The sequence below is a fragment of the Methylobacter sp. BlB1 genome, from assembly GCF_015476545.1.
Classification (GTDB): domain Bacteria; phylum Pseudomonadota; class Gammaproteobacteria; order Methylococcales; family Methylomonadaceae; genus Methylobacter.
In genome coordinates, this window is record NZ_JADMKV010000047.1 from 1 (window position 1) to 17,940 (window position 17,940).

Below are 17,940 nucleotides of genomic sequence, written 5' to 3' on the forward strand. Positions count from 1 at the left end.
TGAAACCTATACCGTGGAAGGCTATAACAGCTTATTCAGGCATTTTCTTGCTCGGTTGCACCGAAAGTCTAAAGGCTATAGCAAAAGCAAGATCATGCTGAAATATTCCGTCATGCTTCTGATGCTTAAATGGAACGGTGAATTAGATACTATACTTAATTTAACAATGCCCATTTATTAAATCTGCACGCTCCACAGTTAATCAGGTTGCTGAATTCAACGATTGTGGAATAAATTCCTCATTCGACAAAGCACGAATAACACCGCGGGCTAAGTAGCTATTACTAAAACCAATCGTATATTGTCGCGCCCCTTGTTTTATGGGCAGCAACATTTTTTCATCTATCAGTTTCTTTATTTGATACGTCCTTTGGTTGTTTGTCATGCCTGGCATAGTATCTACAAAGTCCGAAGACTTAGCCACGCCTTTATTCGCGGCGATGAACAAAATTTTTTCTTCTGTATCCGTTATTAACTCTCTTTCCTTAGCATAAAGCAGCGCTGGAGCGAGAATTTTATTCTTCAAATAATTAAAATCCGTCAGTCGGTCGACTTTTCGTAATTCATCAAGAATCCCTTGCAATACATAAATACACCATTCCTCCAAGCCTTCGAGAGTCCCGCTATCGGCTCGTGCTAGCTTGGCATAATAACGGTCTCTATCATTGCAAAACACTGCTGTAGGGTTTAGCACCCTACCTCCGGCATTAACTTTGAAGCCATACTTAATCAACAAAGCGTAGCTTAGTAATCTTACCACCCGGCCGTTACCGTTACCAAAAGGATGTATCCAGCCGAAACGATGATGTGCTAATGCTACCTTAATAAGATCATATTTAGGCTGATCATTTTTATTGATAAAGTCTACTAACTCACGCATATAGTCTGATACTCGAGTAGGATCTGGAGGTAAATGATCAGCTTGAGCAATTTGTACCTGTTTTAATCGGTAAGCGCCCGGGGTATCGTCTCCTTCTCTCACCAGATTTCGTACTGCCATGGCATGCAATTCCCTGATAAAGAACTCTGTTACCCCATAGCCAGAGCTCATAAAATCTTCTATATAAGTCATTGCTTCTTCAATGTTCTGCATCTCGCGAAGTTGGTCAGATACTTGTTGTGCACCCTCTAGTTTGCTCTCTACATAATCTGCCAAAGTAGTGTGATTACCTTCGATTCGAGCTGAACCCAAGCTTTCAAGCATATGAAAAATATGCTTGAGCTGGAAAAATAAAGCTGGTGGAGTCGATCCACTAAGTTGTAATCGGCGTAAATGCTCTAACTCCATTAAAACATCCATCAATGGAGAATCAAATGCAGGATTAAGCAGAGTTAAATCATAATGGTTAAATGTAGGCATAATTTTAAATTTCTTGAACCCTAAGTTCTAATATCTTTAAATTATCGCCAAAATTTAAATAAAAACAATAAAATAAAAATTGTCCCTGTAAATTTATCTTGAATTGTTAAAGAGGCTATCTTGAATTATTAAAGAAACTATCTTGAATTGGTACCGTTATCTTTATAGATAGTTGCTATTCTCGGCTATCATCCCTTTCTCGTAGTTAGCGCAGACAATCTTCAATTCAGGCTTTCCTCATGCTGTCGCGCCGCAACCTCCACAGATAAATTTGGTCTTGTTCTTGGCCTTGCTCTTGCCGGCGTTGGCTTCGCCCCACAATTCGACGTAGGGCACAACGAAGGGTTCTGCCGCAAAGTTTAGCTCAAGGCGAAGAATGCCTGCCCTGGAGGCAGAACTATTCTGCTAACGCCATAAGCTACTGATAGGATCCAGCGGCACGTAAGTCCCGCCCACCTTGAGCACGGCGAGCAGGCTGATCACCAGCTCGAAGCTGCGCTCAAGCCTGATCGCCCTGTCGTCGGGCTTCACGCCTAGACTGCGCAGGTAGTGCGCCAGGCGGTTGGCTCGGACGTTCAGTTCGGCGTAGACCAGCCCCTGATCCTCGAACACCAGCGCCAGCGCATCGGGCGTATTGCCCACTTGCACCTCGAACAGTTCGTGGATGCAGCAATCCTGGGGATAGTAGGCCTGGGTGGCGTTCCAGTCGTACAGTACGCGTTACCGCTCAGCGTCAGGCAATACGCCGATCTGGTGCATGGCAGTGTCCGAGGCGGTGAGCAGGTTTTCCAGCGCTGTGTGCATCAAGGCGCACAGCCGTTCCGGCGCCACCCCGGCGACAGGGTTTGCGCCGTCAGCGAAAACCCTGTCGCCCAGATCATCCACGGTTAACACTGTCGGTTAGTTGCTGCGCTCTTCGCCCGATAAGCCGCATCCAGTGCAGACAATTAAACATTGTTTATAGCACGAATTAGTGGGTGCCGAAAGCCGCCTATCACTTGCAAAAGTCCCCCCCATAAGTGACCCCACAAATGACGTTTAAAGCTTTTTGAATCTTTAACTATTTGTAAGTTATTAATTCAATTGGTCGGGGCGAGAGGATTTGAACCTCCTACCCCTTGCACCCCATTTAGGTGATTAACTGTCCGAAACCGTCCAATCGCATCCAAATAATTTCTATTATCAAATAAATATCAGTAACTTATAGATTTGTATCGACTAAAGATGTACAATAAGATCCGATAAAATCTATTAATCTGTTATCACGAATGTTATCACGAAAACTCCAGTGTGTTCGGAACCCGTATGGCGATCAACAAAATTTCAGCAGCAAAATTCAAGAATCTTCAACCTGCCGATAAGGATCAACTGATCTCAGATGGAGACAGCTTATTTATTAGCGTCCGATCAATAAAAAACGGCGGAGCCAAATCCTTTCGCATGGCCTACCGAATCAATGGCAAGCAGCGTTGGATTACCCTAAAAGCCGACTCCCTAGCAGCCGCAAGATTGGAACGGGACACCTATAAAAATTGGCTTTTGCAAGGTAAAGAACCCGATATAGAACGAAATCTTGAAATCGAGCGACAACGTGCGAGACAACTGGCTGAACAAGAAGCGCTAGCTAAGCTCAATACCCGATTAACCGTCAACGATTTATTTATTCGCTGGCATGACATTGCGCTGGCAAACTATAAAGAGCGAAATGAGATCGTCAGGATGTTCAATAAAGATGTCCTACCCATTCTGGGCGGGCTCTTTGTTGAAGACGTTCGGAAAAGTCATATTACCGCCGTTACGGATGCATTGCTACTCCGAGGGGTAAATCGCATGGCTAAACGTATTCTGGGACTCATGCGCCAGATGTTCAGGTTTGCAGTAGATAGAGACATTTTGGAAACTGATCCTACAGCAAAAATTCAAAAATCGAAAATTGGAGGGAAAGATGTTGAGCGAGATCGAGTGTTAAGTGAAGACGAAATCAGAGCATTAGCCGAAAAGATGCCAGATGCCGGCTTCATGAAATCAACGGAATGTGCTATTTGGATTGCCTTAAGCACTTTATGTCGAGTTGGAGAATTGTCAAAAGCTCGCTATAACGATATAAATTTCGAACAACGAATTTGGAATATTCCTGAATACAACAGCAAAAACGGCAAGGCGCACTTTATCTATCTATCAGATTTCGCGTTAGCTCAATTCAAACTATTACGGTCTCTGAGGACACAAGATGTTTGGCTATTTCCAAACCATGACGGAATCAGCCATGTGAGCGAAAAATCCATTAGCAAACAATTGGGAAGCCGTCAAAGTGTAACCATTTTAACAAATCGATCAAAAAATAACCAAGCATTGGTCATGCCCGGTGGCAAATGGACTATGCACGATTTGAGACGAACCGGTGCGACGCTTATGAGCGCAATGGGCATAAGCCCGGATGTTATCGAGAAGTGTTTAAACCATACGGAAGAAAACAGAATGAAGAGAATTTATCAACGCTATGATATGAAAGCTGAGCAAAGGAATGCTTGGCAATTATTAGGTGATAAACTTAACGAATTAACACTACAAAAACAAACGATTGAAGATGATTCATTATCATCCTTTTTTTCAAAGATTGATATGTCAACACTAATCAGGGCACATCGTTAATCGGCTCGATACCGCAATTTGTAATAAGTTGGTGACAGATAACCCTTGGGAATAGAACCGCACTCGGCTGTAAACACTTCGAACTCTTCAAAGGCAATTTATTTAGCCTATTCTCGAGTTCGAGAGGTCTGCAAGTGAATCAATTCGATTTTCAAGAGATGAAAGAAGCTTTCTGCCATCAAATTATCCTGGCCATTGCCTTTACGGCTCATGCCCTGACGGATGCCATGCTATTTTAAACGCGTCCGGGAGCTTTCAGGAACCTGCGGGCTGCCGCGGCTGGTATGTCGCGATGAGCCTTTATCCAGCTTACGTTTCCAAAGAGCCATCAGTAAGGCACCGTTGACTAGCTGGGCATGCATATTATCGACCCTCGACCACACGCCCACTTGCCGAGTGTATAAATCAATGACCACCGCCAGTTATCGTTCAGACGGCTAAAGAACTTCGGGGCCGCGTTAGCGACCCCCGTATTGCCACTTTGCGCGGCTCATAAACTAAAGCCCCTGGCTTTGCCGAAGGGTATTTACGATTGCGATTAGAAAAACGGGATATGGCTTCGTTCGACTAGCTCTTCAAATTTATAGTAGCTAGGCAAGAAACAAATAATAGGTCTTAAACCTTTTGCAAATATAATTTGAAGATTTTTTGGCAACTGCATAACTTGTCCAGCTGTCAATAGCGGGATGGAATGCATTGCTGATGAAATTGTTTCCGAATTTGTTTGGCTGCAAATATTACCCCAGTTCCAATTTTGCGGACCTTGTGATCTGGAATTCGAAGTGTTGTAAGAAACTACGTACACCTCACCAAGATGTTTACTGACAAACTCTGCCGTATCCAGATCGTTTACCCCAAAAAAACATTTAAACTCGGAGTTTGCGAGAATGGTTTGAGCCGCATCGCCATAAACCGAAAAAAGTTGGCCTATGTTTTGACAAAAAGTAAGGAATCGAACCCCATATCCAGCTGCATAGGCGTAGTAGTCTTCGATGATGTCCATACGACCCAACTGTGGGAATTCATCCAACAAAAAAAGCACGGGTGGAACATCTTCGCAGTTTGCGCTCTTATACGACTCACGTAACTGATATAAGGCCATCCCTACCATAACGCGAAGCAGCGCTCGCCCCATGGCAAGTTTTTCTGGGGGAATGACCAAATAAAAACTGACATTTCCTTCCCTTAAAGCCGCGAAGTCAAATCTATTCGCCCCCGACTCGGAATCTTCTAAAACCTCTAACGGAAGATAGGTCGCGTTTTGAATTGCTGTCATTGACCAAATCCGAGTATGGTACTCAACTGTAACCCTGACCGAATCAAAATATTTAGGGTTGTCTTCCGCACTACCTATAAGTCCGTCTGCAAAAAGCTTTACCAACCGCCTATTTGACGCACTCATTTCTGCCAAAAGCCTCTCCATATCCATTCCCCCTAAAGAGAATAAACGCCGGACCTCCCCCATACTCCGTTCATGAACTTCATATTTTTCGCCATCCGGATTTAAGTTAGCGGTGTGAACGTGGTAAATAAATGCAATAAGCGCATTTTCGGCAGAAGCATCCCAAATTGGTTCGCGTGCATTGCTATTTGGCACGATCAATAACCTGACCAACTCTAGTATGAAATTTTCTTCAGCAATTAAGTCTTGTAACGAAGGATCGACCAATGCTCCTTTTGGAATAAATGTAAAGAGATTAATTTTATATGTATCGACATCGAAGGGCGCAAAACGAATGACTTTTTGCTTAAGGTTTTTTGCCCGGTAACCGGCTGAACGATCATAAATTTCCCCTTTAATATCAAGAATAAAAAGTGATCCAGGATAATCCAAGGCGTTATACATGACATGCGAGCTGCTTTTCCCTGACCGGGTAGACGCACTAACGAAAATATGACCATTACCATCCAGTAAAGAACCTTGAGCATCACCATAACTCAAAGGGGTTCTTGCGTGGATGTTTTTCGGTTCATAGGGATTAAATTGCAAGATACCGATAACTGGACATGCTTTTCTTTTTTGCCCCGAGTCAAGAAGCCCGCTCCGTTGCAATTCATTTCCCGTCAAAAAATATCCATTTTTTAAAATATCAGAATTTATAGACGTACTATCGAACAGCGTATTTGCGCATAGTTCACTACCTAATGAATTACGATAAAAATAATCGCTATTCAGTTTAGCCAAATCGTACTTTTTCCGTTCATGACACAGTTCAACGTAATGAAGCTCGACATTCATTTTTTCTTTACCTTCAAAAATTTTAAGTTAATAAATATGAGCTTCGACTGCACTGAAAACATGTAATAAACAAGGGAAAATTCAAAAAATAATTAAAAATCCACTTCAGATAAAAAATAGTGAAGCTCTTAACAGAGTTACTACTAAAAAAGGTTTATCCCTCTTATCAATCACTATAAGAGGGATTTACTGTTATTATCTTTTATCCGCCTGCTTCTTTTGCCATTCGATGATTTCATGCAAAATCCAAACAACAGAAGAACGCTTGAGATCAGGAAATAATTTAATCGGCTTTGGAAAAGTAGAATCGAAATACCTTGAATTTGGATTTAATCTTGCGTAAAGCGTACTTCGAGATATTCCCAGCCTTTTAAGGACCTTGGGTAATCTTAAAAATTGAATTTCAGCATCCATTGGCGCTCCAAAAAGCCGCCTGTGGGCTAATTCAATATCATTAGACGTAGTTAGACCGCAGGCATGTTGAGATAAAGGTTCAAAAATAGCGCCTATTATTGGCGAATTATAAAATCCACTAAAGAGTGGTTTGAGTGATCTACTCGGCATCCTACCGAGATTCAGCCCTATCTCAACTGCCGCAAGGAAGGATGGCTAAAGCCATTTTGCGACGGTAAACAACTGGCCGAGCATCTTGCTCAAAGCCATTGCTTTTGTATAAATTAACCCATTCCAATTGCTGAAGCGGGAGCACTGGTAGAAAAACTGTACCAGCTGTATCAATTAACAAATATTAGTATTTAATAAAATCAAGAAATACTTGACCCCTTAATTACAGGAACAAATCTAACCACAATACATCCGCTCTGTCAATAAAAACTCTATATGAACAAACTGAGCAATTTTGCTCTTTGCCTCTACTATCAATTTACATTTTGTCCTGTTATTAAACTTTTTCGATCACATATATTTCCTTTCCCTGATGGCCGCCTCATAAGGTTCCAGCAGAGCCCGTCTGTAACCACCAATTGACTTGCCTTGAATACCGCTCGTGTTTTTCCAGAGTTGATGCACTCTAGAGACAAAGGAGGGGCTGACTTGATAGAGCGCGCTGACTTCGCGCGTCGTTTGCCGCTGTCAACAGCCTTTGCGACACGTAGGCGCAAGTCTTCTGAATTAGGTTTGGGCATCTTCAGTCATTTTCACTCAATGAAGCCCCATTTTAGCAATACAGCTTGATCCTAAGTAACAGATAAATGCTCTAATTCCACGTCTGATCGTTTCGCAATCGTATGTGGATATTTTTTGTCTCCTTCTCTGTACTCACCGCTTCCCTTCATCGATCCCATGCCTGATGATGTTGGTGACTTACGCGTATTTTTCAATTCAGGAGTTCGTTTTATGACTATGTAATGTCCTATTTGCTTTTCCCATCAAGTCGTCAGTTTGGATCGTGGTACAAAAATGGATAGGGTGATCGGTATGATCGATGGTGCGGCTAGCGATGTGCCGGGCACAGCATCAGGAACAGCGACCGATGCTCGAATTATGCCGTTCGAAGGATGGTGGCAGGGAGACCTCACTGATAGCGGGCCTCAAGGCGTGGGAAGAGGAAAATCTTCGGCTCAGAAAGGGTGGCAGAAGATCAACCAAAAGCCAAGATCATCAAGGAAGCCTGAGAAAATAGGCGTAACGCCATCTCGCTTCGGCGAGATGGCGCAGAGAATGATTCAGGCAAAGCGACACAATCTTCGCGTCGTGCGTGCGACATGGAGCATTATCCAGACAGGCTACCGCTATGCGCGCCAACGCTTCGTTGAGAGCAGAGATTGCCGATGGATTGATGAATCTGGCCAACCATCAGAAGCACTGGGGGATGAGCAATTGTTACTGGTATTTATGGAACGTCAAAGGCTCTCGCTGGAGTTATAAACAGGTTTACCGCATCTACCGAGAAATGGAGCTCAACTTACTAAGGATCAAGCCTAAATCGACTATTTAATTCTAACGCTCTTTAATAAAAACTTGTGTCGGAAAATCTTTATGATTCCTTATTTTCAATTCACTGACAATCGACATCATATCTTCTGCTTGCTCCAATGCTGAGGCGAGGTTATCGAAATATGGCGGTTTAACATCACATCCCCAATAGCCTACGCCTTGATCAAAACGAAGTGTGGTAACCTTTCCTGATCGCCAGTTCAATTGCATGATTCGTCCGTGCTGTGTATCAATTGATATTTCTGCAGCACAGGTCTCATCCATTGCCGCAAAATAAGCCTCCATAACTGCTAATCGCAGACTGTCATCCAGCCAATCGGCAAAGAGTCCGTGTTTTTGATAAGAATCTCTTGTCGATTTGGGTGCTGAATCGATATGAAGTTTCGGGTTGTTCCAACTGGTTTGCAAAATTTGCTTTAATCCATCGATCAACTCCGCAATTAAAATCACCGTCCATGGGGAGCATAAATAACGGTCTGAATAATAAATACTCAGCAATTCATCGTTATTTTGAAGGTGCTGTTGTAAGGGGATGTGGCGCTCTGTCATTAGTCGCCAGAATTTTTGCGCAAATTCAGTCAATTTTCCATTGCATTCCGCCAAAACTTCAATTTCCACATCACTTGGACCCATTTTTGGTTTTAGCTGGGAGAGTTCCAGATAGCGTCCGATCGGAATCTCTGGATAGTCATTTGCATAGAGCAAGATATTTTCCGCATCATCAAGCCAGTTCACAGTTGGAATTGCCGATTGAAGGCGAGTACAGGCAAACGTTTTATATCTATCCGAAGCAAACGTCTGAGCAATCACGGAAGCGGCATGATTAGGCACGCGTTTATCGGTCACGGCGGTTTTTATACCCAACCGGTACAGCACCCATAATTCTTCCTTCACTACGTCTGATAGTTTTCGTTCTTGAGTTTCGTTTATCAGTAATACCACTTGGGCGTACTGGCTTTGCCAGCGAGAGAGAGGTTCTCGCAAAGCACTAAGAATTTCCCACGATGAAGGCTCGCCATGCAAAAAAAGATGCAGCTTTGTCGCTCCTTGGGCTGCAGCCTGGCGGATTTCGGTGAACAGCGTTTCCGATGTATAGCGGGAGCTTTCCCCTAACAACATTAAATCGTCCGGCAAAGCCAAAGCTCGAATAAAATCCTCCGTTAAAAAAGCCAATGCCAGTTGACGATCCATATGATCAATGTGAAAACGTGTATCGAAACCCAACAGGCAGTTTTGACAAACGCTTTGGCAAGTACAATGAAGGTAATGTCTAGCTCTGTTAAATAACGCTGCAAAATCGTGGTGCGCGGACGAGGCAAAACCGGCGCCTCCACTGCATTTGTCATACAGCACGATAGTAGCTACTGGATAAGTGTACTCGGCAAGTTTGGTCGGTTTGACGGTGTAACCCAACTCTTCGGCATTGATGCCTAATATATCTGCGAGCGCTTGTCTGAAAGCAACTGCCAATGTCCAGGCAATTTTATTGTCATCCACAGAGGCATTATTGAGAAACTGTTGTTCGCTCCGGTGCTTTAAATAAAGTTCTAATACATCAGTATGATAAACATATCCCAAATACAGATTCGGTTTGATAGCAAATTCGCTGTCATTGCCACTGCATTGAGCATGTTCTTGACCTTCTGCTTTGCCTCTTAAGCGGTTATGAGGTTTTGCTTTTGTAAAAACTTCCGGTAATTCGTTTTCCGCAGTCATTGAATCAGCACGCCCGCAATGCCAACATAATGCATATCCGTGTCCATGTTCACCGGCGCTATGATAAAAAATGTCCCCTTGATTGCCGGAGCGGAATAATCCCAATTCCGGATTGGGCAAAGTCCGGATACAGTCTTTCGCTGTCACCCAAGGTTCTTTGAACGGAACAAAGTGTTGCCGGGAAATATTCGTACTCGGCGATTCATAAAAATCCACAGCAAATCCCGCAGGTTCAATAAATTCATGCTTATGCTCAGGGTTCAACGACCAGCCGCATTCGTGACAAACCGTACTGGAATGGCTGCTCAAGGCATGGTCAATCGCGCCGCAGTGGTCACATCGCCATGCTGTCATCAGCTTTTGGGTTTCATTATTCTTGCTTTCAGGTTGATGCCAGCTTAACGCCAAGCCTGCCGAACGATACACCAAACCATTCAAAACAATATCGTTTCCCGGAGCGTATTCACGGATCGCGATCGATAAGTCGCGGGTCGGTTTATCGCGGACACGGCGTAGATTGTCTTCTCGATCTTTTTTCGGTTCTGGACTATTGGGTTTATAGTCATGAATACTGTAAGGATCAAAATAAGCAAGGCCAGTTGGAAATCCGTAACCGGGCAGAAAGCCGCGTGTGGCTAGTTCGGAGAGCAAATACTCCCCTTTCAGTCGCTGCAAATCCCTTGTCACCCGCTTTCTATAAGGGTCATTTTCAGAAACGCTCGCACTCAAGGCATTTAATTCAGTCTGCAACGGCTCATATTCCGATAACCATTGGTCTCGGATGGAGTTGATCGTGAGACCCGATTGTTGCATAAGGTTGGCGAGTTTAGTTCCTGCCAAAACTGTGCCGTTGATAACGTTCAACAAGCCTTGTTCTAAATTCCCCGGCATTTTTAATTCACATTCAGCAAGCCACGAACAGAATCGCTCCACTTGCGAGTAGCTGTCATCGCCTTGACAAAAAAACCAACCGCATTCGAGCTTGGTATTTTGCTGCTGACTCACTGCAATGATTTGCTTCAGGAAATAGCTTAAAATCAACGAATTGACATGTCGTTGAACGATTTTACTGCTGTTGAGCGTGATGTAAGGTGATTTGATCTGTGTAGTAAAAGGCCATAATGGGCTATAGAAAACTTGGCGTTCGTGCGGATTATCCTTGCATAAGGTAAACGCCAACGCACGATTTTCCTGACGACGACCGGCCCGGCCAGCACGTTGTAAGTAATTGGCTGAATGCGGCGGCACATTGTTCATTGCTACCGCTGAAATGCCGCCAATATCGACGCCCATTTCCATCGTCGTCGAACAGCTCAATACGTTCAGTTTTTGTTCTTTGAACAGTGTTTCAAAATATTGCAAGCGGCTAGCGGGTTGCTGCGCCGAATGCTCGGCAGCGCGAAAAAATACGCCCCCTTCGAGAATTCTGTCGCTTAAATCCGTCCATAGGTTTTGTTGCCTTAATCGGGAGATTTCAGCATTTCCGGAAATCCATCCCCTGACACAAGCCAGCTTTTCTTGCACCGAATTGAAATCATGCTTGGCGGGCAGAATAGGAATGCTCACTTTTTCACATATCGCCGTCTCTGGTATTGGCTTATATGGCAAATAAGGCGTTATGCCTTTAAATGTCCTATCCAACAAGCGATGAGTCACTGGGCAAATCCAGGCGGTTTGATTGGCTGAGAATGCCATTTGCTCGGGCTTCATTTGATAGCCTAAAGAACCCGTAACTGGCGTTAATATCTCACTTTCTTGTGTGAGTGCTTTCCATGCAGCCCGCATGATTTGGTTAAGCATGTCTTCATGGGCTTTATGATCCGTGTCCAAGCTTAAGGCATAGGCCAAAATACGGATTAGCCGATTGTTGCGGCCTTTTCTGACCAGCGGCCATTTATTAATGCGTTTGCCAGTCATTTCTTGTGTGTCCGGCTTCAAAAGCTCCTTGGGATAAATCGTAACGCCTATCCAGTTAACCCACTCGTAGGGAACCGCGATAAAATTATCCCGCACATAGAAATCCAGGCAAATTTTTAAAAAGTCCTGCCAATCATTTGCGGATAAATTTGATTGTTGCCACTCGGATGGTATGCGCTTAATTTTGCTCAATGAGGGATAATTGACAGCAACCAAACCCAAAGTTTCTAAGGTATTTTGCCGTTTGGCGCGACGGTTAAACTCCCGTATCAATAACATTTCTGATAAGGTGCGCGAACCGCTACTACCTTGAAATGGCAGTGCCTTTAAGTCATCCCGGTAATAAATCAACATGAATTTAGAAATATCGAGATTGGCTTGCAAACCATTAATCATTTCCACCCAAGTAATCGGCTGTGTTTCTGCTGTTCGCTCGATTTGCTGCTGTTTTTCGGCAGCAAAATCTAGATAATCTTGTGCTTCTGGCAAACCCAATTGTTTGAATTTTTCAGCCTTTGCTAAAAATTCATCGCGCTTTCGCAGAAGCTCAAGTAGTTCCGCCTCATTTGAACTTGCATTGGCGATTTGTTTGGCGGACATTTCATAGATCAGACCACGTAACCGATTTCGCTCCGAATCTTGCTGAATTTTCACGGCTATTCGCGCCGTACCTTGCCGGCTATCGGTAAACGTAATCAATCGTCGCCCGCGCCCTGGGCTTTCTAATGGGTATCTACCGTCCTGGCAAAACTCCAGCAAAGTCGGTATGGTGTTGCTGACATAAAACGGCGTGCCTAACAGACAACGGCGAAAAACACCGCGCTGTCCCCGGTCAGGAACAAATCCGCAGTGCCCGCATTGTTCAGTCTCGCTGTTATTGACGAAATGCACGGTAACGACATTTTCTGTTTCCCCCAACAATCGATTGTTTCGCGACAAAGTAAACTCGTGAGTCAACTCCTGATGCGCTTTTGCGGCCAGAGTGATTGGTTCGCTGATTGTAACGGTCTCGCTCAGATCTTTATCCTCTTCATCGCTGTCGCTGTCAGTCTCAACATGCAGACTAAATTCATCGATAGATTCGCGAGCAATTTGGATCAACTGTCCGTTCTGAGTCTGTTGCGCCTGCAAGTGCGGGCTGTTGCAGTCATTGCAAAATACCAGTTCATATACCGGCGCACCGCAGTCGCAGAATTCGCGCTGCTGGCTGTAAACGTAGCCAAAAGTCCACGAATCGGCTAATGGCGTATCTTTTTTTCGGTTACAGCCGGGATCAACGCAACTCCACAGACCATTGATGACTTGATGTAACAAATGAGCGCGCAATGGCAAGAAAGGGCGTCCGGCTTTATTGTTTTCTTCCGGCAATGTGGTACCACTACATAAATCCAGCCAAGCCAGGGTTTGTTCAAGATCGGGAACATTGCCGAATAACGTGCTGCTCAGATGTGTTAGGGTTTTTGGTAATCCACCTCCTTGGGTCAGTTCTTCACGCAACTTGCGGCTGATGGGGTGATCTTTCAAAGCCCGATAACGCTGTTTCGATGCTTGTTGGCCTTTATCAATCTCAAGTAATGAGCCTATTGGTGTTTTTTGTTTGTAGTCACCCTTACGGCCTCCGATTTCCGGCACCTTGCGCTTGCCACCGATCACTGTCACCTTATCTGGAGTAATACCCGCCAAATTAGCTAGATAATGCCTTAATGACTCATCTCCCTTGTCACCAATCGTGGCGGATGTTGCGACAAAACGTACATCGTCGGCCTTAACGCCAAAACCGTGCATCACGCGCCTCAACAATAATGATAATTCCGCTGCTTGCGAGCCGATATAGGTATGCGCTTCGTCAAGCACAATCCAGCGCAATTGACCTTGGGATTTTTGAAGGATGGGCGCGTCGTTTTGTCTGACCAGCATGTATTCGAGCATGGTGGCGTTGGTCACCAGTAAAGGCGACGGTTCATTGCGCAATAATACCCTGGATAAAATTTCGTTGGGTGTTTGAGCTTGGTTAAAAGCTGACGTAGTTTCGGGCGTGTTGCCGTTGTATAGGCAAAAACGCAACGCGCTGCCGAACTCGTCTGTCCATGCACGTAATCGGTCACGTTGGCTATTGATCAATGCATTCAGTGGATAAATAAACAAAGCCCGAACACCAACCAAAGACTGCTGTTGCTGTTGATATTCCCGGACCAAATCGTTTAAAACTGGCACCATGAAACACTCGGTTTTACCTGAACCAGTGCCACTGGTGATTACGATAGACTGCGGATTGGTATCGGTAAGTTTCAGCCATGCTCGGTATTGGTGTTCATAAGGTTTCCATTCTTTGCGAAACGCATAATCTTTTAGTTCGGTGGGCGGCTTGTCCATCGCGTCAATCAAGGCGCGCTCCAGTAACGAACCGGCTAATCTGTCCATTGTGAAATTGCTTTCTTCCCAACCAAAAATGGCTTCAAAAACTGGGTCAGCCAGGAAATTGTTACTGTCTTTGCCGATCGGTTGATTGAATTGCTCCGATAAAAATTGCCGCAAAGCTGGATTGCTGATTCCTAAAATACTGAGGGTGGCTTCTGCGGCGCGTTGCGAGAGTTGGCTGATTAATGGTTGGAAGTAAGGCGTCATGATTTTGCTAAGAAATTAAATTTGTATTCTAGGATTGAGTATGAAACAGAGTTTTTTAAACAGTGTTTAAGAGCTCAGTTTTTTGTTGGCATTTCTGTGAAAAATAAACTAACGCCCATTCAAAAATTGAATTGAACCAATCTTCATCGAATGCCTTTAAACGATTTAACTTAAAAATAGGCGTGGCGTTACCTAGCCAATGTTTTGGAGTATTTCCTTGAGTACAAAATACAGCCAGTAAGACAGGCAAAATAACCACTGCATGATGATGTTTCGGTATATCCAATATTTTTAACCCAAATTGCTGAAATTCTTCTAGCTGTATCCATTCATTAACGAGTTCCGATTTAAACATCGTGGGCCAATCGCTATTGGCTTGTCGTCTTTCCAATTCCTTGCGAAGACCATTCATATCGGCTGAGCTTTCTAACGAAAGAATCATAAGGTTAATCTGCTGATCAACTATCCCACATATCGATTTCTTGAGAATTTTTGCCAAAACATTTAACGGCGGAAGTGATAAACCGATTTTGTCGATACGCTTCTCTAATATTTCATTGGCATCAGCTTCGTCCATTGCCTGTAGCAAATAATTTTTATAGGCCGTATGAACAGCCAGCCAATCGCGCAACGGCACTAACTCCCAAAAAACAGGCAGTTCTTCGCTGAAGCTTTCGATGAAAGCTTCATCCATTTGTAAGGCCAAAGCTGCTAATATCCGCGTGTCCGTCACCGCAGTAGTCCATACGTCAAAGCTGCTCATCGGTAAATGTTGGCAATATCGCCATAAATGGCGCAAATAGTCCCAACCACTGTGTCCAAAATCTGCACTCATACGTGCCAAAATATTTTTGATGGTAGTATGCCTGGTTTGTATATGACCGATTTTAACCGCACTGTGTAATGTAAATACCTCTTCAGTGTCAATGAAGTTGCTGTTCTCCGAATCACATTCGACACCCCATAAGATGGGGCGCAGCGACACGGACGATGTTTTCGCGGAATAGATTAACCACGGTTCGGCAACACGTTTTTCAGGACTAAAAAACCAACTCCCTGTTAAAACCTGTTCTGTAAATTGCGACTCTAGCCTGATATGTTCTTGTTCAGGCTGAGATAGACGCATTGCCATTAGCGTAATGCCTTCCTGTATATCGCAGGATAAACATGCCTGATCGCTTGCGTTCAGTTCTACGGTACCTTGTTCCAAATTTCTACCCAGCGAAAACTGGTATCGCTTTATTTTTCTGCGCAATAATTCAGAACCGTTTTCATATACAGCCAGCTGCACATAACTATCCAAATTGCTGCTAATAGCCATCAAAGTCCTAATCCATTCCAGATAATCGATAATCGCCAGTTCAACAACGTTGCCTTCACGTTGAATTTCATGGCGAAAGTAAACATCTTTTATGTCATCCAGGCGGTCATCTTTTAGCTTAAATTCAATTTGTAATTCACGCTTCCTATCGAGATACCCGCTGAACAAGCGAAGACGAAAACCATGTAACTGATCCGAAAATAAGGCTTGTTGTGAAGACAATAGGTTGCCATTAGCATCGATAACCTGGCCGCCTCTAGCTGGAAAAGGAATCAACAGTGATAACATGTCGGTCATTCCTGGCCAATACAAAGCCAGGCATACATAAGGAGGCGGGGTGAGTTCAGCAATCAAATCGATACGGTAGCCGTCATTTTCGGGGGTTATGGTATGTTTTACTGTCGATTCGCAAACGACAATTGCAGGTTTTGCATAATCCAAATAGATTGTTCCATCTAATGAGTTAGCCGAAGGTTTGAAACGAACGGCAAACTGTTCGGACAAGATCGCACATTTTTTACGGAACAGAATATTGCCTTGATTGAGCAATCGGATTTCGTAAACTCCCTGTAGCTCTGGAGTCAATCGTTGCCAGTTAGTTTGGGAATTAACTGGTCTGGCTACTAAATCTTTTGCAGGGATCTCCGTGCTGGCACCGGTTTCATGATCGATGCGCCGCAACGTCGGCAACCCCAAGAATAACTCCTTTGGTGTGCTGGCAAATTTACTTTGTTTCCCTTGGAGTTCATAAGAACTGGGTGAGTGCGGTTGAGCGGTTTTGATGGTAAAGGTGTTAGCTTCAGCATCGGTAAATCGAATACAACCATCGGCTTCAATTAATTTTTTGCCAAAAAATACAGTTTCTAAATTTTGAACTTCAGCATTTGCCTGATAGTTAAAATGCTCAGGAAAAAGTATTCTGACCCGTTTAGCGCGAGTGTTGATACTGGCAACACCTTCTAATACCCATTCGGAATCTTGCTGTACAAATACCCAAGGTGCATTGTTATCGAGTTCTGCGCCTCCGATTAAAGGGATTTCTTTAAGAGTTTCTGATAAATATTTAAAACGGATAGCGTAACTTTGTAACGCCCTTTCGCCTTTGATGGTTTCAGGCATGCGCGGCATTTTTAAAGCGGGCTTTTGCTTGTAGACGGTTTTCAAAGCAACACCTAGCATACGAGTTTTCCCGTCGCTGGAGGCTAACTCCACCTCCAGCCTAGCCGGTGCTGTTTCCGAAATAGCAAGCTCTTCCAGCGCGATAAACCCCAAAAACTCAATCTGTAATTGCAAACAACCATTATCTTTTAATTGCCGTATAGCCCGCATGGGTATGGCCGTTACATCATCAGATTTTGCTGCCGTTGAAACCATGTCGGACAACAATTTTCCACCTACCTCAGTCTCAATAGGCAGTGGGAACCGCTCACGCCATGAAAGGCAATGCTGATCCAAGAAAGCAACTGGATTGCTGCGTTCATGCAATTGAAATTCATGTTTAAGCTCAACTACGGTTTTAACCATGTCGCCTAAGATGAGATGAATTTCTTTGTTTTCACGATACGTTATAGGAATGTATTCGCACTCGTTAATCAATTGATAGGCTTGTATACCGGTATTTCGTAACCGCGAATATTTTGGAATGACTTGCTTGAAAACTCTACCCAGCCATCCACTTGAGTTATTGAGCTGATTTAACGGCAAGCCGCCCTCGCAAGCTATGCTGCCTAAGTAGTAATGACGGCCATTAATAACGCGGATGCTGCGTCGCCAGAATTGCAACCCTGATTCAACCAAAACATTTCGTTGTCCGGTACTTAAATTTTGGCTTTTAGCGCCAACCGACTCGAAGACTTTGTCCCATGTGGGCCGGGTGCCATCATATTCACGGCGCCACCACTCTGCCGCATACATGACGAAAGCGGCATTCCAACGGGGAACGTTTTTTGATGCTGTGCTTAATCCCAAAAGAATACTTAATTTTATGGCGCTTTTTAAAGATTCGAACTCAGTATCAGTAATGCGGTATTGATAAAGTGGTCTTTGGTCGGGAAAACGGATATTGTGGCGTTCAAGAATTTCTGTAATCCAATCTTTTATTTGCATATTTTTTTTCTTGTTAACGATGCATATGTAATGTGCCTATTTGCAAAG

General features: G+C 44.0%; 9 protein-coding genes and 1 pseudogene. 4 read left to right on the top strand and 6 right to left on the bottom strand.

Annotation, left to right across the window (positions count from 1 at the left end; genetic code table 11):
- Positions 1-181, top strand: a pseudogene (locus IT781_RS15825) (hypothetical protein); the annotation flags it as partial.
- 21 nt (positions 182-202) lie between these two features.
- Here IT781_RS15825 and IT781_RS15830 read toward each other — a convergent pair.
- Together IT781_RS15830 and IT781_RS15835 are read right to left on the bottom strand one after the other, a co-directional pair.
- Complete coding sequence (locus IT781_RS15830) at positions 203-1,360, bottom strand: Fic family protein (protein ID WP_194971149.1); 1,158 nt, start codon at positions 1,358-1,360, stop codon at positions 203-205.
- 405 nt (positions 1,361-1,765) lie between these two features.
- Positions 1,766-2,002: an AMP-binding protein gene (locus IT781_RS15835; RefSeq protein WP_194971150.1), complete on the bottom strand. Its 237-nt coding sequence runs from the start codon at positions 2,000-2,002 to the stop codon at positions 1,766-1,768.
- Between the two features lie 18 nt (positions 2,003-2,020).
- Here IT781_RS15835 and IT781_RS15840 point away from each other — a divergent pair, with 18 nt between their 5' ends.
- Together IT781_RS15840 and IT781_RS15845 are read left to right on the top strand one after the other, a co-directional pair.
- The gene (locus IT781_RS15840; protein ID WP_194971151.1) at positions 2,021-2,251 is read left to right on the top strand and encodes a hypothetical protein; all 231 of its coding nucleotides are present in this window, start codon (positions 2,021-2,023) and stop codon (positions 2,249-2,251) included.
- Positions 2,252-2,665: 414 nt separating this feature from the next.
- Positions 2,666-4,012, top strand: coding sequence for a site-specific integrase (locus IT781_RS15845; protein WP_194971152.1), 1,347 nt, complete (start codon positions 2,666-2,668; stop codon positions 4,010-4,012).
- Between the two features lie 538 nt (positions 4,013-4,550).
- Here the strand turns inward: IT781_RS15845 and IT781_RS15850 are convergent.
- Both IT781_RS15850 and IT781_RS15855 read right to left on the bottom strand, forming a co-directional pair.
- The gene (locus IT781_RS15850; RefSeq protein WP_194971153.1) at positions 4,551-6,251 is read right to left on the bottom strand and encodes a type IV secretory system conjugative DNA transfer family protein; all 1,701 of its coding nucleotides are present in this window, start codon (positions 6,249-6,251) and stop codon (positions 4,551-4,553) included.
- Positions 6,252-6,446: 195 nt separating this feature from the next.
- The gene (locus IT781_RS15855) at positions 6,447-6,665 is read right to left on the bottom strand and encodes an AlpA family transcriptional regulator (protein ID WP_194971154.1); all 219 of its coding nucleotides are present in this window, start codon (positions 6,663-6,665) and stop codon (positions 6,447-6,449) included.
- Positions 6,666-7,670: 1,005 nt separating this feature from the next.
- Between IT781_RS15855 and IT781_RS15860 the strand changes: the two genes are divergently transcribed.
- Complete coding sequence (locus IT781_RS15860; protein ID WP_194971155.1) at positions 7,671-8,138, top strand: hypothetical protein; 468 nt, start codon at positions 7,671-7,673, stop codon at positions 8,136-8,138.
- 72 nt (positions 8,139-8,210) lie between these two features.
- Here IT781_RS15860 and IT781_RS15865 read toward each other — a convergent pair whose 3' ends face one another.
- Together IT781_RS15865 and IT781_RS15870 are read right to left on the bottom strand one after the other, a co-directional pair.
- Positions 8,211-14,465, bottom strand: a complete 6,255-nt coding sequence (locus tag IT781_RS15865; protein WP_194971156.1) for a DEAD/DEAH box helicase — start codon at positions 14,463-14,465, stop codon at positions 8,211-8,213.
- A gap of 55 nt (positions 14,466-14,520) precedes the next feature.
- Positions 14,521-17,892 carry an STY4851/ECs_5259 family protein gene (locus IT781_RS15870; protein WP_194971157.1) on the bottom strand — a complete coding sequence of 1,124 codons (3,372 nt, stop codon included), beginning with the start codon at positions 17,890-17,892 and terminating at the stop codon, positions 14,521-14,523.
- Between the last annotated feature and the right edge of the window lie 48 nt (positions 17,893-17,940).